Annotated in this window: 16 protein-coding genes; 9 read left to right on the top strand and 7 right to left on the bottom strand. The window is 68.7% G+C overall.

Translation table 11 applies throughout. The features are described from left to right. Window positions 1–12 precede the first annotated feature (12 nt). Window positions 13–966, bottom strand: a complete 954-nt coding sequence (locus L1Z78_RS13695) for an AEC family transporter (protein WP_234642020.1) — start codon at window positions 964–966, stop codon at window positions 13–15. Between the two features lie 230 nt (window positions 967–1,196). On the opposite strand from L1Z78_RS13695, the gene L1Z78_RS13690 reads away from it, so the two are divergent. After that, window positions 1,197–2,252, top strand: a complete 1,056-nt coding sequence (locus L1Z78_RS13690; protein WP_234642019.1) for a tyrosine-type recombinase/integrase — start codon at window positions 1,197–1,199, stop codon at window positions 2,250–2,252. A gap of 39 nt (window positions 2,253–2,291) precedes the next feature. Here the strand turns inward: L1Z78_RS13690 and L1Z78_RS13685 are convergent, their stop codons facing one another. From L1Z78_RS13685 to msrA, 5 genes are all read right to left on the bottom strand, one after another. Beyond that, complete coding sequence (locus L1Z78_RS13685; protein WP_234642018.1) at window positions 2,292–4,469, bottom strand: TonB-dependent receptor domain-containing protein; 2,178 nt, start codon at window positions 4,467–4,469, stop codon at window positions 2,292–2,294. A 237-nt stretch (window positions 4,470–4,706) separates the two neighbouring features. After that, on the bottom strand, window positions 4,707–5,174 hold the full coding sequence (locus L1Z78_RS13680) for a hypothetical protein (RefSeq protein WP_234642017.1): 468 nt from the start codon (window positions 5,172–5,174) through the stop codon (window positions 4,707–4,709). Between the two features lie 92 nt (window positions 5,175–5,266). Further along, window positions 5,267–5,581 carry a hypothetical protein gene (locus L1Z78_RS13675; protein WP_234642016.1) on the bottom strand — a complete coding sequence of 105 codons (315 nt, stop codon included), beginning with the start codon at window positions 5,579–5,581 and terminating at the stop codon, window positions 5,267–5,269. A 68-nt stretch (window positions 5,582–5,649) separates the two neighbouring features. Beyond that, window positions 5,650–6,087, bottom strand: coding sequence for a Fur family transcriptional regulator (locus tag L1Z78_RS13670; protein ID WP_234642166.1), 438 nt, complete (start codon window positions 6,085–6,087; stop codon window positions 5,650–5,652). 127 nt (window positions 6,088–6,214) lie between these two features. Beyond that, window positions 6,215–6,751, bottom strand: coding sequence for a peptide-methionine (S)-S-oxide reductase MsrA (msrA, locus tag L1Z78_RS13665; RefSeq protein WP_234642015.1), 537 nt, complete (start codon window positions 6,749–6,751; stop codon window positions 6,215–6,217). A gap of 125 nt (window positions 6,752–6,876) precedes the next feature. On the opposite strand from msrA, the gene L1Z78_RS13660 reads away from it, so the two are divergent. From L1Z78_RS13660 to L1Z78_RS13625, 8 genes are all read left to right on the top strand, one after another. Beyond that, window positions 6,877–7,575 (top strand): TetR/AcrR family transcriptional regulator, encoded by a 699-nt coding sequence (locus L1Z78_RS13660; protein ID WP_234642014.1) that lies wholly within the window; start codon window positions 6,877–6,879, stop codon window positions 7,573–7,575. Then, a complete protein-coding gene (locus L1Z78_RS13655; protein WP_234642013.1) occupies window positions 7,572–8,798 on the top strand; it encodes an efflux RND transporter periplasmic adaptor subunit in 1,227 nt (408 codons plus the stop codon). Before L1Z78_RS13660 ends, L1Z78_RS13655 begins: the two co-directional genes overlap by 4 nt. A 2-nt stretch (window positions 8,799–8,800) precedes the next feature. Continuing rightward, entirely contained in the window at window positions 8,801–12,007 is a 3,207-nt protein-coding gene (locus tag L1Z78_RS13650) for an efflux RND transporter permease subunit (RefSeq protein ID WP_234642012.1), read from the top strand. A 43-nt stretch (window positions 12,008–12,050) separates the two neighbouring features. Next, window positions 12,051–12,761 carry a protein-L-isoaspartate O-methyltransferase family protein gene (locus L1Z78_RS13645; RefSeq protein WP_234642011.1) on the top strand — a complete coding sequence of 237 codons (711 nt, stop codon included), beginning with the start codon at window positions 12,051–12,053 and terminating at the stop codon, window positions 12,759–12,761. Window positions 12,762–12,835: 74 nt separating this feature from the next. Continuing rightward, window positions 12,836–13,183 (top strand): rhodanese-like domain-containing protein, encoded by a 348-nt coding sequence (locus tag L1Z78_RS13640; RefSeq protein WP_234642010.1) that lies wholly within the window; start codon window positions 12,836–12,838, stop codon window positions 13,181–13,183. Between the two features lie 90 nt (window positions 13,184–13,273). Next, the gene (locus L1Z78_RS13635) at window positions 13,274–14,752 is read left to right on the top strand and encodes a TolC family outer membrane protein (protein WP_234642009.1); all 1,479 of its coding nucleotides are present in this window, start codon (window positions 13,274–13,276) and stop codon (window positions 14,750–14,752) included. 358 nt (window positions 14,753–15,110) lie between these two features. Further along, complete coding sequence (locus tag L1Z78_RS13630; RefSeq protein ID WP_234642008.1) at window positions 15,111–15,797, top strand: response regulator; 687 nt, start codon at window positions 15,111–15,113, stop codon at window positions 15,795–15,797. Next, window positions 15,794–17,221, top strand: a complete 1,428-nt coding sequence (locus tag L1Z78_RS13625; protein WP_234642007.1) for a sensor histidine kinase — start codon at window positions 15,794–15,796, stop codon at window positions 17,219–17,221. Before L1Z78_RS13630 ends, L1Z78_RS13625 begins: the two co-directional genes overlap by 4 nt. 12 nt (window positions 17,222–17,233) lie before the next feature. Here the strand turns inward: L1Z78_RS13625 and L1Z78_RS13620 are convergent, their stop codons facing one another. Next, entirely contained in the window at window positions 17,234–18,565 is a 1,332-nt protein-coding gene (locus L1Z78_RS13620; protein ID WP_234642006.1) for a 3-deoxy-D-manno-octulosonic acid transferase, read from the bottom strand. Window positions 18,566–18,573: the final 8 nt, after the last annotated feature.

Here is an 18,573-nt window from a genome sequence, read left to right as displayed (position 1 = left end):
CGCTGAGGCCGGTCAGCCCAGCAGGCGCTGGGCCAGCACCAGCATCAGCGGCACGGTGACCAGGGCCAGCGCCGTGGACACCGCGATGCTGGCCGACACCTCCTCCTGCATCACGCCATAGCGCTGCGTGAAAAGGAATACGTTGGCGCCCACGGGCAGCGCTGCCGCCGTGAACATCACCGCCACGGGCAGGCCGTTCAGGCCGAAAGCCCATGCCAGTGCCAGCAGCAGCAGCGGGTGCACGAGATTCTTGACGAGCGCGATGCCTACGGCCTCGCGCAGGTTGCGCCCGACCTTGGTGTAGGCCAGCGTGACGCCCACCAGCAGCAGGGCCATGGGCCCCAGCGCCTGGCCCAGCACCTGCAGCGAGCGATCCACCACCCCCGGCAGGACCAGGCCCGTCTGCGCGAACAGCAGGCCGGCCAGGATGGGCAACGGCACCGGATGCACGATGCCGTTGCGCACGGCCTGCAGCACCGTGCGCCACAGGGGGCGCGGCGCGCTGCGGCCCGCACGCTGGTTCTCGCGTGCCTCCGCCAGCTCGAACACCACGGTGGCTGCCGTCAGCAGGATCAGCGCATGCAGGGAGACCAGGGTGAACAGCGTGACCAGCCCTGCCTCGCCATGGACCAGCCCGACCAGCGGTACACCGATCATGACCGTGTTGCTGAACATGTTGGCCAGCCCTCGCGCGGCCGAACGCGTGGAGAAGCCGGCCAGCCCCATGGACACCACGAAGATCAGCCCGGTCGCCAGAAAGTACAGGGCCACCGGCTGGAAGTTCAGCTCCTGTACACGCACGGCGCCCATGGTGCGGAACAGCAGGGCCGGTGTGAGAACGAGGAAGACCAGGTTGGACAGGTCCTTGATGGCAGCCGACCGGACCCAGCCCAGGCGGGCCGCGAGAAATCCGGCACCGATGCACAGGATCACCGGGATGAGGGAGGCGAAGACAGGAGAGTTCACGGAAGCGGAGCCGGGACAGGAGAGAGAGGCGCCACCTGTACAGGTCTGCGGCGCGCGCAGATTATGCGCCGCCACAACCGTCGGGCGTGGCCAGTTCGTGATGCCCTGTTTCTGGCGACTTGTCGCCACAAATATCGACCTTCCGTTGTAAGGTTTGTTTTTACAACTCATGTAAGTTACATTCAAGACCCACACATCACCAGCGACACCCCTTGCCTGTACCCACCCGCATGCCAGCCTCCACTGCTCCCTCGCCCGCTGCAACGCTCCTGGCTCCTGACGGGCCGGCACTCTTTCGCCAATGGCTGGCCTGTGAAGGCTCCAAAGGCTGGAATGCCCTGGACACGGCCCCTGACAGCGGCTACGAGACCGTCTGGCGAGCCTGGCTGCGCAGCCTGCAGGATTCAGGCGCCCGCGCCCCGGGCGAACACCCCGCCACGGCGGGCCCGGCCCCCTGCGGCACCGGGGCACCAGTCCATGCCTGGCAGCAGGCCACGGCCGTGGACGTACAGAACTTCCTGCGCCCGCGCCAAGGGCAGGTCTCGCACCACCTGCCCGGGCGCCGCATCAGCGAAGTCACGCGCCGACGCTATTGGCGGCTGCTGGAACGCATCTACGACCACGCCCTGGAGCATGGCTGGGTCATGGCCAACCCTGCTGCCGGGCTGTCCGCACCGGAGCGCCCTCCCGCCGAGGACGGCCAGGGCCATTGCCTGCCCGCACCGCTGTGGCAGGCCCTGCCCCGCCATTTTCCGGTGGCCGACGGCTTCCAATCCGCGCGCGACCGTGCCATCTTGCTGTTGTTGTACGCACTGGCCCTGGCACCCGAGGAAGTCCGCGGACTGCACTGGCGCGACGTCCAGGGAACCGCACCACCAACGGGCCTGCCGACCACGCTGCATATCGATGGCGCACGCGCCGCGCAGCAACGTGTGCTGGAGTTGCCGGAGGCGGTCGCCCTGGCGCTGCGCGACTGGCACGGCTTCAGCGCCGGACAACGTGGCCCCGAAGCCATCCGGCCCGATGCGCCGGTCTTCTATTCGCGTGAAGGCCAGCCGCTGTCGGTGCGCGTGCTGTTCCATGTGGCCTCGCAGCTGCTGCAGCGCGCCCATGCGGCGCAGCACGCGTCCAGCCAGAAGGCGCCGCTGCACCGCGTCGGCCCCCAGGTGCTGCGCAACACGGCCATCGTGCAGTGGCTGCGCGATGGCCGGTCCGAGTCCGAGGTGGTGCGGCTGATCGGTGTGGAAAGCGCACGTGCCCTGCGCCACCTGCGCCACTACCTGTAGCGCAGGCGACTCGCGACCCCGGGTGGGGCCGGACAGACCTCAGAAGGAGACCTTCACCCCCACGGTGATGTTGCGCCCCATCAGCGGCGCCGCGTTCTTGATGAACGAGGTATGGGCGAAGGCCAGGCGGTTGGTCAGGTTCTGGCCCTTGATGAAGATCTGCCAGGGCATGCCGCCTGCCGTGCGCAGCGTATAGCTGGCCGAGAGGTTGAGCATGCCGTAGCCGTCGGTCTGCGTCTCGAAGGCGGCCGTGCGGTTCTGGCGCAGCACCTGCACCCATTCGGCCTGGGCATCCCAGCCCTTCCAGAAGGTGTCCACGCGCACGCCGACGCGTGCGGCGGGGATGCGCGGCAGGCGCGAGCCGTCCTCCAGCCGGGCGCGCACCGCATCGCCGAACAGGGTCACACCCCACTGGCGCGACAGCTTCTGCCGCACCTGGCCCTCCACGCCCGTGAAGCGCGCGTCAGCCTGGGTGTATTGCAGCAGTTGCAGGCCATCCACCTCATCCAGCGTGGCGCCATAGATGTAGCCCTTGACGCGATGGTGGAAGGCATTGACGCTGAAGGTGGTGTCGCCCGAGCTCTTGCGCAGGCCGATGTCCAGTGCCTGGGAGCGCTCGCGCTTGAGATCGGCATTGCCGCGCTCATAGGTGGAGGTCGCCATGTGCAGGCCGTTGGCATAGAGCTCTTCGGCCGTGGGCAGACGGCTGCCCTGCGTCAGCGACGCCGAGAGGCTGTAGCCCGGCGTGAACTTCCAGACCGACCCCAGCGAGAACGAGGTGCCGTTGTGGCTGCGCGAGATGGCGCTGCGCTCTGCATCCACGGTCTGGCGCTCGTGGCGCAGCGCGGCCTGCCAGCGCCAGTCCTGCCAGCGGTATTCCTCCAGCAGGTAGATGCTGTTGCGGCGGGTCTCGGTGGGCTGCACATAGGCTTCCTCGCCCTCGGCGCTGAACCTGCGCTGCACGGTCTGCAGGCCGATGACCCCACGCCAGCCGGCGATGGGCTGGTGCTCGGCCTCCACGCGCAGGTCGTGGGCACGGTTCTTGAAGGTGGTCGACACCTGCCCGTCCTCGATCTCGTCGTGGCGGTAGTCCGTCCAGCCGCCGCGCACGCGCAGCGCCGCGATGCCCGCCGTCGGATTGCGCCATTCACCGCGCAGATCCCAGCGCTCGCTGACGAGATCGACCACAGGAACGCTCGCATGGTCATGGTCATGTTCGTCTCCATGGTCATGGCCGTCCTCGTCATGCCCGTGGTCATGGCCACCGCAGTGCAGGTGGTCGCCATGGGTGTGGCAGCCCTCGAAGCTGTGGTTGTGGCCCGGCAGGCCGTAGCGCGCGGTCTGGCGCGTATAGGCCAGACCCAGGTAGCCCTGGGTGCCGATCCAGGACAGACCCAGGCTGCCCGTGTCCGTGCGGTTGAAGCTGCCGGCCACCTTGCCCTGGGACTGGCCATTGGGCGCCCAGCCACTGCCCACGCGGTAGTCGCCCGCATCACGCGCCATGCCTTCCGCGTGGATGGCCAGCTGGCCCGCGCCGCCCGTCAGCGAGAACGCTCCGGCCGTCTCGCCCGCGCCCGTGCTGCCGCGCAGCTGGGCCGAGCCGGTGATGCCGTTGGTGGGGATGGCGGTGGGAATCTTGTCGTCCAGGATATTGACCACGCCGCCCATGGCGCCACCCCCACCGTAGATCAGCGCGGAGGGGCCGCGCAGCACCTCGATCTGCGTGGCCAGCATGGGCTCGCTGGCCACCGCGTGGTCGGGGCTGATGGTCGAGGCGTCATGCAACTCGGATCCATCGCTGAGGATCTGCACGCGCGGCCCATCCATGCCGCGGATGATGGGCCGGCTGGCACCGGCTCCGAAATGGCTGGCGTGGATGCCGGGCTCACCGTCCAGCGTCTCGCCCAGCGTGGCGGCCTGGCGCAGTGTCAGCACGTCGCTTTCCAGCACGGTGGCCGGCGTGGACATGTCCTCGGAGGACAGGCCCAGGCCGCTGGCCTTGACCGTCACCTCGTTGAGCACGGGACCTGACCCGCGCTGTGTGTCTGCCCGGGCCGCGGCGGCGGCCCCGCCTTCAGGTTCGGCGGCCAGGGCCGTGGCCCCCATGGCCGGCCCGAGCACGCCCGCCAGCAGCAGCTGCTGCAGCAGGGGGCGCAGCTTCATCCTCTCCCCCGGGGCCTTTGCGTCCTGGTGGTATTGCTGTGTTGTCACTCTCATCACTGGTCTTCCTGGCCGCGCGCGGCCACGGGCCCTCGGGCGTGGCGATCCGCGCGCTGCAAAAATGGCATCGAAAACGGACGGCCGCGGCCTGCCAGGCAGGTGCGCGGACCTCCGATCGGAAAAAGCATTCAGGAGCTGCCGGTCCTGGGCGCGACCCCCGTGCGCAAGCAATGCGGGACGGGCGCGGCAACGCGGCGCCGAGCCCGGCGGGCGCGCACGGCACCCGCCAGAGGTTCAGGCCGCCAGGCGGGCAGGAGCACAGTGCGGGGGAGCCCGCGCATCGAAGAAAGCCGCCAGCGTTCGGCCATCGCGCACCATGGCAGGCGGCATGGGACGGGCCTGCTCGGCCCAGACAGGCGGCAGGACCACGGCGGATGGCGGTCCGGCCATGCCGTCGTGCAACTGGTCCAGCAACTGGCAGTCGGCGGGACCATGGCCCGAGAACAATGCATGCACCCAATCGATGGGAGCGGTGCAGGAGGCGCAGGCAGCCTCGGCCTCCACCTGCGCAGGCCGATGCAGCGTCGCTGCCGCCAGTCCCCCCGCATGCACCACACGGTGCATCTGGCCCAGCAACGGGGCCAGCGCCAGGGAGCAGACCAGCAGCCAGGCCAGCAACCACCCCCTGCGCCACACGACGGCGCGCGGCGCCTGCCATGGGGCAGGCGCCGTCGCAGTGCGGTCCGGGGGCGGGAAAGACATGGATGGATCAGCGACGGTTCGGGAAGCGCAAAGTGTATGCTTCAAATACAGGCCGGGGATTCACAACCCTGTCACAAAGCCTGGGGCGCGGCTCAATGCGCGTGGCGCATGCCGCAGAACTTGCCCAGCGCCAGGCCCTTGCAGTCCAGCTGCAGCTGCTTTTGGCACTGTTCGTGGTCGCGGCCGGCGGCAAGGCATTGCGCGGCGGCCTCGTGGGCCTTGGCCATGGCCCGGTGGCGCTCCATGTCGGCACGGGCGTGGGCATCCAGCGGCGCCGACGTGCCCGTGGCCCCGGCGGCCGGCCGGCCCTGGGCATGAACGTGCTCATGGTCATGCGCGCGGACCTGCGGCGCCAGCAAGGCGGCCACCAGAATCAGGGAAGCGGAACGGAGCGGGGCAAAGGTCATGCAAGATCCTGGATATCCATGCGATGGCTGAGAAGAAAAGGAATGGGAACGGGTGTGTGAGGGCCGCCTCACGCAGGCCGGGCACCGGCCCCGTCGCCGCAGTCCCGGCACAGGCCGGTGACCGACACATCGATGGCCCGGCCCTGCAGGCCGCTGGCCTCCAGCGCCTGGCGCAACTGAGACAGCGCCGCCCGCAAAGGCTCTGCGACCTCGCCACCCAGCCGGAAGGCGCTGTGGCAGTCCGCACATTCGAAATGCGCCGCCGCACCGGCCTCCTGGGTCGCGCCCTGCGTGCAACGGCCGTAACGTGCCACGCGCGCCGCATCGACCGTACGCCGCAGCAACCCGGCCTGGGCCAGGCGATCGAGCAACCGGTAGACGGTGACCCGGTTGACCTTCACGCCCTGCGCATGCAGGGCGACCTCCACCTCGGCCTCGCTCAACAGCGCGTCGGCATGTCGCGTCCACAGCGCCAGCACGGCGCGCGTGGCCCGGGTGGAGCGCATGCCGGCAGGCAGGGACAAGCAAGCAGAGGAGGACATGGAGAAAAGGCTGGTGGCCGCAGCGGGCACTATTGCAACTCGATTGCATTATGCCCGCAAATCACACCTGCTTACAGATGCCCGCCCGCACTCACTCCCTGACCCAGCGCGCAAAGGCTCCCCGGAATTTCTGCACCTTGGGGCCCACGACGAACGCGCAGTAGCCCTGGTTGGGGTGGTGCAGGAAATAGTCTTGGTGGTACGCCTCGGCGGGCCAGTAGCTGGCCAGCGGCTGCACCTCGGTGACGATGGGCGCATCGTAGGCGCCGGCCTGGGTCAGCTCGGAGATCAGCGTGCGCGCCACCTCGGCCTGCCGGTCGTCCGTGGTGTAGATGCCGCTGCGGTACTGCGTTCCCACATCGTTGCCCTGGCGATCGAGCGTGGTCGGGTCATGGGTGCCGAAGAACACCGTCAGAAGGTCGCGCAAGCCAATCACCGACGGATCGAACTGCACGCGCACCACTTCGGCATGGCCGGTCTGGCCGGTACAGATGTCTTCGTAGGTGGGATGGTCCAACTGCCCGTTGGCGTAGCCGCTTTGCACATCGGTCACGCCGCGCACGCGATCGAAGACGGCTTCGGTGCACCAGAAGCAGCCGCCCGCCAGATAAATGGTTTCCGTGGTCATGTGGGTTCCTTCAATGCCATGAATTGGCGCAGGTTGACTCCCCTCTAGCGTAGCCCATGCACGCGACAGGTGACGACGGACGGATCTGCGGTTACGATAACTAACCCATCAGTCATTAATTTTCCGTGTCCGATTCCCCCGTCTCTCCACCCGCCCCCGCCGAACCCTCGGGCAAGCGCAGCCGGCGCAAGCAGGAACGCCCCGGCGAACTGCTGGAGGCCGCGCTCGACCTTTTCGTGGAAAAGGGCTATGCCGCTACACGCGTCGAGGAAGTCGCTGCGCGTGCCGGGGTCTCCAAGGGCACGCTGTTCCTCTATTTCGCGAGCAAGGAAGAGCTTTTCAAGGCCGTGGTGCGCCACAGCATCGCGGGCCGCTTCGGCGAGTGGAGCGAGGAACTCGACAACTACTGTGCGCCCTCCACCGATCTGCTGCGCTACTGTTTCAAGACCTGGTGGGAACGCATAGGCAACACCAAGGCCTCGGGCATCACCAAGTTGATGCTCAGCGAGGCCGGCAATTTCCCCGAGCTGTCGCAGTTCTACCATCAGGAAGTCGTTCTTCCCGGCCATGAGCTGATACGCCGCATCCTGCAGCGGGGCGTCGAGCGCGGCGAATTTCGCCCGATGGAGCTGGACCTCGCCGTGCATTGCGTGGTGGCGCCCATGATGTTTCTGATGATCTGGAAACACTCCCTGGGAGGCTGCCTGCCCCATGGCGATTTCGACCCCGAACGGTTCCTGGAGTCCCAGATCGACTATCTGCTGCACGGCATGTGCCTGCCCGTCGCAGCCCCAACGCCCCCCTCCTCCCCGTCCACACCATGAAGCGTCGTACTGGCTGGCTGATCGGCCTGGCCCTCCTGATCGCCATCGGCGCCAGCGTGTGGCGCGCCGCCGCCATGCGCCAGGCCAAGCAAGGCGCCATCGCCGCGGCCACACAGCCGCGCGAGTTGCCGGTACGTGTGTCGGCGCAGGAGCTGGTGCCGATCCAGCCTCGCCAGCTGGCCTTGACCATACCCGCCAGCGGTGTGGTCCAGGCCGTGCGCAGCGCCGTGGTCAAGGCCTATGTGGCCGGCGAGTTGCGCGGCCTGCAGGTCCGCGAGGGAGACACCGTGCGCAAGGGCCAGGAACTGGCGCATGTGGATGCCACCGAGCTCGAGGCCCGCTGGCGCCAGGCCCGCGAGCAGGCCGACGCCTCCCAGGCCCAGTTGCAGCTGGCCCGGCGTCAGCACGACAACAACAAGGCCCTGGTCACCCAAGGCTTCATCTCGACCACGGCCCTGGCAACCTCCCAGTCCAACCTCGATGCTGCGCAGGCCAATCTGGCGGCCGCCCGGGCCGCCGCCGATGCCGCGCGCAAGAGCGTGACCGACAGCGTGCTGCGCAGCCCCATGGACGGACAGGTCTCCCAGCGCCTGGTGCAGGACGGCGAACGCGTGGGCGTGGAGACGCGGGTGCTGGAGATCGTCGACCCCTCCGAACTGGAAGTCGTGGCCCAGCTCGCACCCGCCGATTCGGTGCGCGTGCAGGTGGGCCAGCGGGCGCTGCTGCAGGTACAGGGTGCGGGCACGGATGTGGCTGCCGTGACCGCGCGTGTCGTGCGCATCAACCCCAGCGCCCAGGCCGGCTCGCGCAGCGTGGCAGTCTATCTGCGCCTGCAGGAGCCCGGCCCTGCCGCAACATCCCTTCCGATCATCAGGCCTGGCCTGTATCTGCAAGGCAGCATCGTGACCGGCAGTGTCGAGCAGTTGGCCGTGCCGCTGACGGCCGTTCGTACGGATCAGCCCCAGCCCTATGTGCAGTTGCTGCAACCGGACCCCGCGACGGCGACAGGCCACAAGCCGTTGCGGGTGCAGCACCGTCCCGTGGCGCTGGGCAGCCAGAGCGCGCAGGATGGCGCCACCTGGATCGCCGTCTCCAGCGGACTGCAGGTCGGTGACAGGGTATTGGCCGGCAGCGTGGGCGGCCTGCGCTCCGGCACAGCCGTACAGCTGGAAGATGCGCCACCTGCGGCAGACTCCAGCACACCTGCCACGAAAGCCCGCTGACCATGTGGTTCACGCGCGTCAGCCTGGCCAATCCGGTCCTTGCCACCATGCTCATGCTGGCGCTCGTGGTCCTGGGAGTGTTTTCCTACCAGCGACTCAAGGTGGACCAGTTTCCCAACGTGGACTTTCCCGTGGTCGTGGTCACCGTGGACTATCCGGGAGCCTCGCCCGAGATCGTGGAGTCCGAGGTCACCAGGAAAATCGAGGAAGGCGTCAACTCCATCGCCGGCATCAATGCACTGACCTCGCGCAGCTACGAGAGCACCAGCGTCGTCATCATCGAGTTCCAGCTGCATGTCGATGGCCGGCGTGCCGCCGAGGACGTGCGCGAGAAGGTGGCCTCGGTACGCCCCAGCCTGCGCGACGAGGTCAAGGAGCCGCGCGTGCTGCGCTTCGATCCGGCCAACTCGCCGATCTGGTCCGTGGCCGTGCTTCCCCAGGCTGCCGAAGGCACCCAGGCACCCGATGCCGTGGCCCTGACCAGCTGGGCCGACCAGGTGCTCAAGAAGCGCCTGGAGAACGTGCGCGGCGTGGGCGCGGTCAACCTCGTGGGAGCCACGCCGCGCGAGATCAACATCTACCTGCTGCCCGAGGCCCTGGAGGCCTATGCCATCTCGCCCGAGCAGATCGTGGCTGCGGTACGCAGCGAAAATCAGGACCTGCCGCTGGGCGCCATCCGCTCGCGCGAGCAAGAGCGCGTGGTGCAGATCGATGCGCGCATGAAGCGACCCCAGGATTTCGAGCGCATCATCGTCGCCCAGCGCGCGGGCGCTCCCGTGCGGCTGGGCCAGCTGGCGCGCGTGCAGGACGGCGCCGGGGATCTGGAAACCGTGGCCCTCTACAACAGCAGCCGCACCCTGCTGCTGTCCGTGCAGAAGGCACAGGATGAGAACACCATCGAGGTGGTGGACGGCCTGAACGCGACGCTGCGCGACCTCGCAGCCGAGCTGCCGCCCGGTGTGCGGCTGGAGCCCATCGCCGACAGCGCCCGCCCCATCCGCGTGGCCGTGAACAATGTGCGTCAGACCCTGATCGAGGGTGCCGCGCTGACAGTGCTCATCGTCTTCCTGTTCCTGAATTCCTGGCGCTCCACGGTGATCACGGGGCTGACGCTGCCGATTGCGCTGATCGGCACCTTCCTGTTCATGTACTGGTTCGGTTTCTCCATCAACATGATCACGCTGATGGCGCTGTCGCTGTGCGTGGGCCTGCTGATCGACGATGCCATCGTGGTGCGCGAGAACATCGTGCGCCATGTGCAGATGGGCAAGGATGCGCATGCGGCGGCGCTGGACGGCACGCAGGAGATCGGGCTGGCGGTGCTGGCCACCACGCTGTCCATCGTGGCCGTGTTCCTGCCCATAGGCTTCATGGGCGGCATCATCGGCAAGTTCTTCCACGAGTTCGGCATCACCATCGTCGCGGCCGTGATGATCTCCATGTTCGTGAGCTTCACGCTGGACCCCATGCTGTCCAGCGTCTGGCACGACCCCACCATCCATGCCCATGGCGAGCAGCGCGGCCACAGCCTCTACGACCGCACGCTGGGCCGGGTCACGGCCTGGTTCGAGCGCGCCACCGATGCGCTGTCGGACTTCTACCAGGACGTGCTGGCCTGGGCGCTGCGCCACAAGATCATGACCCTGGTTGCGGCGCTATCCATCTTCGTGGCCAGCGTCGCCCTGGTACCGCTGCTGGGCACGGAGTTCGTGCCCAAGGCCGATTTCTCCGAGACCACGGTGAGCTTCAACACGCCGGTGGGTTCTTCCATCGAGGCCACCGAGGCCAAGGCCCGCCAGGTCGATGCCATCATCCGCGCCCTGCCCGAGGTGCGCTACACGCTGGCCACCATCAACACCGGCACGGCCCAGGGCAAGATGTACGCCAGCATCTACGTGCGGCTGCTGGACCGCCACCTGCGCCAGCGCAGCGGCGACGAACTCTCGGGCGTGCTGCGCGAACAGTTGCTGAGCGTGCCGGGCATCACGGTCACGCATGTGGGCCAGCGCGAGCCCGTGGGTGGCCAAAAGCAGGTGGAGTTCTCGCTGCAGGGGCCGGACCTGGGCGAACTGGAACGGCTGAACCGCGTGGTGATGGAGCGCCTGCGCGGCATCCCCGGCCTGGTGGACCTGGACAGCAGCCTCAAGCCCGACAAGCCCGTGATCGACATCGCCGTACGACGCGACGCGGCCGCCGACCTGGGCCTGTCGGTAGGCTCCATGGCGGCCGCGCTGCGCACCTGGGTGGCCGGCCAGACCGTGGGCAACTGGCGCGCCAGCGACGACCAGACCTATGACGTCAAGGTTCGCCTGGCGCCCGAATCACGCAGCACGCCCCAGGATCTGGAACGCCTGCCATTCGCCCTGCCCTCGTCCGACGGCGGCACACGCATCGTGCGCCTGAACCAGGTGGCCACCATCGTGCCCGGAACGGGCCCCAGCCAGATCAACCGCCGCGACATGACGCGCGAGATCGGCTTCAGCGCCAACGTCTACCTGCGCTCCAGCGGCGAGGTCTCGGCCGACATCCGCAAGGCCCTGGCCGACATCGCCCTTCCACCGGGCTACCGCACCCAGTTCAGCGGCGCCACCAAGAGCATGAACGAATCCTTCGGCTATGCGGTGTCGGCCCTGGCACTGGCCATCATCTTCATCTACATGATCCTGGCCAGCCAGTTCAAGAGCTTCCTGCAACCGCTGGCGCTGATGACTTCGCTGCCGCTGACTCTGATCGGCGTGGTGCTGGCGCTGATGATGTTCGGCTCGGCCCTGTCCATGTTCTCCATCATCGGCGTGGTCATGCTCATGGGCCTGGTCACCAAGAACGCCATCCTGCTGGTGGATTTCGCCATCCGTGCGCGCGGCCCCCACAGCGATCCGGACACGGGAGAAATGCGCGCGGGCCTGCCGCGCGAGCAGGCCCTGCTGCTGGCCGCGCGCGTTCGCCTGCGCCCCATCCTGATGACCACGCTGGCCATGATCTTCGGCATGGTGCCCCTGGCCTTCGCGCTCAGCGAAGGTTCGGAGCAGCGCGCCCCCATGGGCCAGTCGGTCATCGGCGGCGTGGTCACCTCGTCCCTGCTGACCCTGGTGGTCGTCCCCGTGGTCTATTGCTACCTCGACGATCTTTCCCTGTGGCTGCGGCGGCTGTGGAATGGCGGCCAAGGTGCCGTGGCCGCCAGCGCTCCCACCCTCCCCCGAGACTCGTAGAATCAAAGGTTTGTCCTGACAAGTCTTTCTCCGGAGATACCCCATGAACCTGCCCCTGAACAGCCTGCCCGAGCACCACAGCGCCCAAGCGCATGCACGCTACAACATGATCGAGCAGCAGATCCGCCCCTGGAACGTGCTCGATGAGGAAGTGCTGGCGCTGCTGGGCAAGGTGCAGCGCGAGAACTTCGTGCCGCCCGAGCACGCCGGCCTGGCCTTCATGGACCTCGAGATCCCACTGCTGGGCTCGGCCGAAGAGGCAGCCGCCAAGGGCTGGTGCATGCTGGCCCCGCGCATCGAGGCGCGCGTGCTCCAGGACCTGAAGATCAAGCCCACGGACCGCGTGCTGGAGATCGGTGCCGGCTCCGGCTACATGGCCGCCCTGCTGGCTTCCCAGGCCAGGGAAGTCGTCACGCTGGAAATCGAGCCCGCGCTGGCCGAGATGGCGCGCGAGAACCTGCTGGGTGCAGGCATCACCAATGTCGACGTCAAGCTGGCCGACGGTGCCACGGCCGCCGCCGCGCTGGGCCAGTTCGATGCCATCGTGCTCAGCGGCTCCGTGGCCCGGGTGCCCGAGGCCCTGCTGGCCCAGCTCAACGATGGCGGCCGCCTGGCAGCCATCGTCGGCCAGCTGCCCATGATGCGCTTCACGCTGGTGCACAGGAACGGCCACCAGTTCGAGACCCGCCAGCCCTGGGACGTGGTGACAGCGCGCCTGGCCCATTTCGAGGAGCCTTCGCGCTTCACGTTCTGAAAACCGCCACGGCGGCAGGCCCCGCAGGGGCTTGCGCCACGGCACCCGAACTCCATCCCGCAAGGATCTTTCCGATGCTTCCCCAAGTGCCTCCCGCGCAACTCGACGACTGGCTGAACCAGCACTCCAGCGGCCCCGATGCCCTGCCCCTGGTGCTGGACGTGCGCGAGCCATGGGAAGTGGCCCAGGCCAGCGTACGCCCCGAGGGCTTCGAGCTGCGCTGCATTCCCATGGGCGAGATTCCATCCCGCCTGCAGGAACTCGATCCGGATCACCCTATCGCCTGCCTGTGCCACCACGGCGCACGCAGCATGCATGTCGCTGCCTTCCTGTTGAACAACGGCTTCGAGACCGTGGCCAATATCAGCGGAGGCATCGATGCCTGGTCGCGCGAGCGCGATCCAGGCGTGCCGCGCTACTGAGAGCGGCAAGACGCAAATGGAACCCGGGACGTGGCCTTGCCGGCCGCCCCCGGCGCTTCGTGACGACCGTGATTTGACCCGAGGACCTCTATGCCCCTGCTCCGGCCCCCTGCCCCTGCTGCTCCCGCCCTGACCCGCCACCGCGCCTGGCACCGCGCAAGCCTTCCCGCATGGCACCTGCGTCCGCTGGCCCTGCTGCTGTGCGCCACAGGCATGGGCGCGGCACTGGCCCAGGCACCCGCGCCCATGGCGCAGGCAGCCGCACTGCCTTCCCTGGCGGCCTCCACGGCCACCGGCCAGAACCTGTCCGAACTGGTGGCCAAGGCCCGCGGCTGGGACGCCCAATGGCAGGCCCAGCAGGCCGACGCCCAGGCTGCGGCCAGCCGCGCCGAACAGGCACGCTCGGGCCTGCTGCCCAGCGTGGGCCTCCAGGCAGGGGCCAACACCTCGCACATCGAAGTCAGTGTGCTGCCCGGCAGCTTCCGCTCGCCCCAGCAGAACCTTCAGCTCAGCGCCCAGCAGCCGCTGTACCGCCCCGCCAACAAGCTGGCCTACGACCAGGGCCAGCGCGGCGTGGACGTGGCGCGTGCCCAGCTCGACGGCGGCGAGCAGGCCCTGCTTGTGCGCGTGGCACAGGCGTACTTCGACGTGCTGGGCGCCCAGGACAGCCTGGCCGTTGTCAAGGCCCAGAAGGCCGCCATTTCCCAGCAGCTGGAGTTCGCCAAGCGCAACTTCGAGGTCGGCACGGCCACCATCACCGACTCTCGGGAGGCGCAGGCCCGGTTCGATCTGGCCAGTGCCCAGGAAATCGCCTCGGAAAACGAACTGCGCGTCAAGCGCCTGGCCCTGGACCAGATCGTCGGTGCCGTGGGCACCGTGCCCAGGCCGCTGGCCCAGCCCCTGCAATTGCCGGCCCTGCTGCCGGCCGACGCGCAGGCCTGGGTGGACACCGCGCTGCAAAGCCAGCCCCAGCTGCGCCAGGCCCGGCTCGCACTGGACATCGCCCAGCTGGAGACAAAAAAGGCCGAGGCTGGTCACAAGCCCACCGTGGACCTGCAGGCGGGCTATGTCGTCAACCGTTATCCCAACGGTTCGGTCACGCCGCAGATCGGTACCAGCTACCGCACCAATGCGGCCAGCGTGGGCGTGGTCATGAACCTGCCGCTGTTCGCGGGCTTTGCCGTGCAGAACCGCATCAAGGAAACCCTGGCGCTGGAGGACAAGGCCCGCGCCCAGTTGGACGATGCCCAGCGCAATGTGGAGCAATCCACGCGCACGGCGTTCCTCGGCGTGCAATCGGGCCAGGCCCAGGTCAGGGCGCTGGAGGCCGCGCTGGCGTCGAGCCAGAGCGCGCTCGACGCCAACAGGCTGGGCTACGAAGTCGGCGTGCGCATCAACATCGACGTGCTCAACGCCCAAAGCCAGCTCTACCAGACCCAGCGGGATCTGGCGCTGGCACGTTACCAGGTGCTGCTGGGCCAGCTCAAGCTGCGCCAGGCTGCGGGCACGCTCAACGACGATGACCTGCGCGCCATCGACGCACTGTCGCTGCGCGCGCCAGCGCCTTGAACCCCTGCAGGGCCCGCGCACCGGGCCCGGCGGCGGGCATGCAGGAGGCCGCGGACGGCCGCGCCGGAGCCGCGCCGGACGCGGCGCCGCGCAGCCCGGACGAAGCGGCGGTCAAGGCGGCCGCCAGAACGCAGGCTGCGATGACGCGGCTCCGACGGGAACGGCGCAGAGCTTCTGGCATGCGCACCTTGCCTTTCGGAAGTTTCATGAGCTGGCGACTGTGGCGAACCTGCCTGAAGGTCCGCCCCAGGTTTTCTGAAGGAATGCTGAAGCACGCCTGCCGCGCGTTGGCCGATACTCGCGGCTGCCCTTTCGCCAGCGCCCATGCATGGACTGGAAGCGGCACGGGAACAAGGCCATGAAACTTCTGCTGGTGGAGGACGATCTGGATCTGGGCAATGGCGTGCGCATTGCCTTGTGCGACCACGGCCTGGACGTGGTCTGGGTGCGCCGCCTGGCCGATGCCCTGCGCACGCTGGAGGAGCAAGCCTTCGAGATGGTGCTGCTGGACCTGGGACTGCCCGATGGCGACGGCATCAGTCTGCTCACACGGCTGCGCCGCCAATGGCAGCGTCTGCCCGTGCTCATCCTCAGCGCGCGCGACGGTCTCCACGACCGCCTGCACGGCCTGGACAGCGGTGCCGACGACTACCTGGTCAAACCCTTCGCCCTGGCCGAGCTGGTCTCCCGCGTGCGCGCACTGGCGCGTCGCAGCTACGGCACGGACGACGGCACGCTGCATCTGCGCGGCCTGGCCTTGCACGAGCCCACACGCCGCGTCAGCGTGCAGGGCCAGGAGGTCGAGCTGTCGCGCTGCGAGTTCGACCTCCTGGCCCTGCTGCTGCGCCGCACGGACCGCGTGGTCACGCGTCGTGGCATCGAGGAGGAGGTCATCCCGGGCGGCAGCGCCAATGGCAGCAATGCGCTGGAAGTCCATGTCTCGAACCTGCGCCGCAAGATCGGCCCCGGCTACATACGCACGGTGCGCGGCATCGGCTACGTCATCGACTCGCAGCCTGCTGCCGTCCCGCCCGCCAGCCCATGAGCGCCACCCTCGCCGCCGATGTGCAGCCGCCCGCGCCCTGGTGGCGCCGCTGGCTGCGCCCCACCCTGGGCCGGCGCCTGCTGCTGGCACAGATGGGCGTGCTCACCGCGATCTGGACGGCCCTGCTGGTGGCGGGCATCTACATGGCCCACTTCTACAACGAGCTGCTTGCCAGCGAGCCCATCTACCATCTGGTCATGGCCGTCGCCGAGGATCTGGCCGACCAGCCCGAGCGCCAGCAGCACAGCCTTGCCGCCCTGGATACGGCGCTGCGCCACGAGTACGGCGATGGTGACGACGACAATCGTTTCACGCCCACCCTGCTGGTCTGGCAGCAGGGACATTTGATCTTTCGCGCCCCCACGCCCGCACCCACGCTGCGCAACCGCGTGATCGGAGCCGTGGAGGACATCGAGGCCGACGGGCAGACCTGGCGCATGCGCACGCTGCGCTCGGCCTCGGGCCGCACCGAGGTCACGCTGATGCTGCCTTCGTTCAAGGAACTGCTGATCACCCTCAACACGCGCAGCTACTACCTGTTGCCGCTGCTGATCAGCCTGCCCTTTCTGGCCTTCCCCGCCTGGTGGTCCGTGCGCGCGGCGCTGCGCCCGCTGCGCCGTGTGAGCGATGAGCTGTCCACCCGGGGACCCGACGACCTCAGCGCCCTGACCTATGCCCCGCCGCATGCGGAGCTCAGCCCCCTGGTACAGGACATCAATGCCCTGCTGGCCCGCGTGCGCTCCAGCAATGAACGCGAGCGCAACCTGATCGCGGATGCGGCCCACGAACTGCGCACACCGCTGGCGGCCATGCATGTCAACGTCGAAGCCCTGCTGCGCCATGGTGGCGAGCCCCACCAGCAAGAGCTCATGAACAGCCTGCTGCGCAGCAACCAGCGCGCCAGTCGCATGGTGGCCCAGTTGCTGCAACTCATGCGCAGCGAAACCGAAGCGCCCGGAACGGTGCAGCAGGCCATCCGCCTGGACTTGTTGCTGGAAGACCGGCTCGCGGCCCTCGACGCCCTGGCCTGCCGCCGCCCCGTGGAACTGGCCCTGGAGTCCAACGAACCCCTGAGCGTGCTGGGCGAACGCGAAGGCCTGGTCTCACTGATCGACAACCTCGTGGACAACGCCATCAAGTACAGCCCCGCCCACGCCACCGTGAGCGTGCGTCTGGAGCGCCAGGGCGTGCAAGCCGTGCTCCAGGTGCGCGACCGGGGCCCCGGCGTTGCCGAACCCTGGCGCCAGCGGGTGTTCGACCGCTTTTTCCGCGTCCCGGACCAGAGCCAGAACGGCAGCGGCCTGGGCCTGGCCATCGCCAGAACCGTCACGGACCGCCATGGCGGCAGCATCACGCTGCACGACGCCGAAGGCGGCGGCCTGCTGGTGCGCGTCACGCTGCCCGTACTGGCGCAGGACGACTGAGCCGGGCAGAGGTCAGCGCAGGAAAGGCTCCTGTGCCCGCATCAAGGCCACCACCGCCTGCGCCGTCGCCTGCGCCGCGCCCCGATGTTCCTGCAAGAAATCACGGGCCTGGCGCACGGCATGCAGATGGGATGGCGGGTCCTGGGCAAGGGCCATGGCCTGGCGGATCGCGTGGTCCATGTCCGGTGCGCGCAGGGCAGCGCCAGCGGCGCAGGCCAGCTCCGAAGCCTCGCTGAAATTGAAGGTATGCGGCCCCAGCGCCACGGGGCAATCGCAGGCCAGTGCCTCGATGAGGTTCTGCCCGCCCAGCGGCGCGAAGCTGCCGCCCATCAGCGCCGCGTCGGCCAGGCCGTAGTAGAACGCCATCTCGCCCAGCGAATCGCCCAGCCACACATCGATGTCCCCGGCCGCCGCGCCGGCCGGTGGCCCACCCACCCACTGGCTGCGCCGCGAGACATGCAGCCCGGCACCGGCCAGCAGCGCCGCCACCTCGTCGAAGCGCTGGGGATGGCGCGGAACGACCAGCCACTGCACACGCCGGGCTTGCGGGCCCAGCGCATGCAATGCCTCGATCAGCATGGCCTCCTCGCCCTCGCGGCTGCTGGCCAGCAGCAGTACCGGGCGGACAAAGGCCTGCCTGCAGGCCCGTGCGCGCTCCAGCTGCACGGTATCGGGGCGGGCGTCGAACTTCAGGTTTCCCAGCACGCCGCGCACCGGCGCGCCCAGTTGGCGCAGGCGTGCGGCATCGTCCTCGGTCTGGGCCCAGGCGGCGGCCAGCGCCGCATAGGTGGGCCGCGCCAAGGGCGCCACGCGCAAGGCCTGGCCCAGCGACTTGTCGCTGAGCCGCGCATTGGCCAGTGCCAGGGCGATGCCCTCCTGTCGGCAGACGGCCACCAGGTTGGGCCAGACCTCGGTCTCCATCAGCACACCGACCGCCGGCCTGAACTGCCGCAGAAAGCGCCGTACGGCCCCCGGTGTATCCCAGGGCTGCCAGACCTGGAGGTCACCGGGGCGCAGCAGCTTCATGCCTTCGGCACGGCCCGTGGCCGTACCATGGGTCAGCAGCAGGCGCATGCCGGGCAGGCATTGCCGCAGCGCGGCCAGCAAGATGGCAGCCGCCCGCGTCTCGCCCAATGACACTGCATGGATCCAGACCCACTGCCCGCGCCCGTCCTCTCCCAGCGTGGCCGGCGCATAGCGGCCAAAACGCTCGGGGATGTGCTCGGCGTAGACGGGCTCGGCCTGGGCACGCCTCAACAGCTTGCGGCGCAGCACGGGCTGGGCCGCCCAGGTCACGGCGCTGTACAGCGCGCGCGCCCAGTGCATGGGAGAACGGGAAACCATCGCCTTGC

This window comes from Delftia tsuruhatensis (genome assembly GCF_903815225.1).
GTDB classification, from domain to species: domain Bacteria; phylum Pseudomonadota; class Gammaproteobacteria; order Burkholderiales; family Burkholderiaceae_C; genus Comamonas; species Comamonas tsuruhatensis_A.
The sequence above is the reverse complement of the archived record's forward strand: the minus strand, read 5'-3'. Positions and strand labels throughout refer to the sequence as shown.

What these genes read in the sequence shown, in the direction of transcription:
- L1Z78_RS13640 (WP_234642010.1), top strand. Translation starts at nt 12,836, where the DNA reads ATGCTTCCCCAAGTGCCTCCCGCGCAACTCGACGACTGGCTGAACCAG.
- L1Z78_RS13635 (WP_234642009.1), top strand. Translation starts at nt 13,274, where the DNA reads ATGCCCCTGCTCCGGCCCCCTGCCCCTGCTGCTCCCGCCCTGACCCGC.
- msrA (WP_234642015.1), bottom strand. Translation starts at nt 6,751, where the DNA reads ATGACCACGGAAACCATTTATCTGGCGGGCGGCTGCTTCTGGTGCACC.
- L1Z78_RS13620 (WP_234642006.1), bottom strand. Translation starts at nt 18,565, where the DNA reads ATGGTTTCCCGTTCTCCCATGCACTGGGCGCGCGCGCTGTACAGCGCC.
- L1Z78_RS13685 (WP_234642018.1), bottom strand. Translation starts at nt 4,469, where the DNA reads ATGAGAGTGACAACACAGCAATACCACCAGGACGCAAAGGCCCCGGGG.
- L1Z78_RS13650 (WP_234642012.1), top strand. Translation starts at nt 8,801, where the DNA reads ATGTGGTTCACGCGCGTCAGCCTGGCCAATCCGGTCCTTGCCACCATG.
- L1Z78_RS13670 (WP_234642166.1), bottom strand. Translation starts at nt 6,087, where the DNA reads ATGCGCTCCACCCGGGCCACGCGCGCCGTGCTGGCGCTGTGGACGCGA.
- L1Z78_RS13675 (WP_234642016.1), bottom strand. Translation starts at nt 5,581, where the DNA reads ATGACCTTTGCCCCGCTCCGTTCCGCTTCCCTGATTCTGGTGGCCGCC.
- L1Z78_RS13680 (WP_234642017.1), bottom strand. Translation starts at nt 5,174, where the DNA reads ATGTCTTTCCCGCCCCCGGACCGCACTGCGACGGCGCCTGCCCCATGG.
- L1Z78_RS13655 (WP_234642013.1), top strand. Translation starts at nt 7,572, where the DNA reads ATGAAGCGTCGTACTGGCTGGCTGATCGGCCTGGCCCTCCTGATCGCC.
- L1Z78_RS13630 (WP_234642008.1), top strand. Translation starts at nt 15,111, where the DNA reads ATGAAACTTCTGCTGGTGGAGGACGATCTGGATCTGGGCAATGGCGTG.
- L1Z78_RS13690 (WP_234642019.1), top strand. Translation starts at nt 1,197, where the DNA reads ATGCCAGCCTCCACTGCTCCCTCGCCCGCTGCAACGCTCCTGGCTCCT.
- L1Z78_RS13645 (WP_234642011.1), top strand. Translation starts at nt 12,051, where the DNA reads ATGAACCTGCCCCTGAACAGCCTGCCCGAGCACCACAGCGCCCAAGCG.
- L1Z78_RS13625 (WP_234642007.1), top strand. Translation starts at nt 15,794, where the DNA reads ATGAGCGCCACCCTCGCCGCCGATGTGCAGCCGCCCGCGCCCTGGTGG.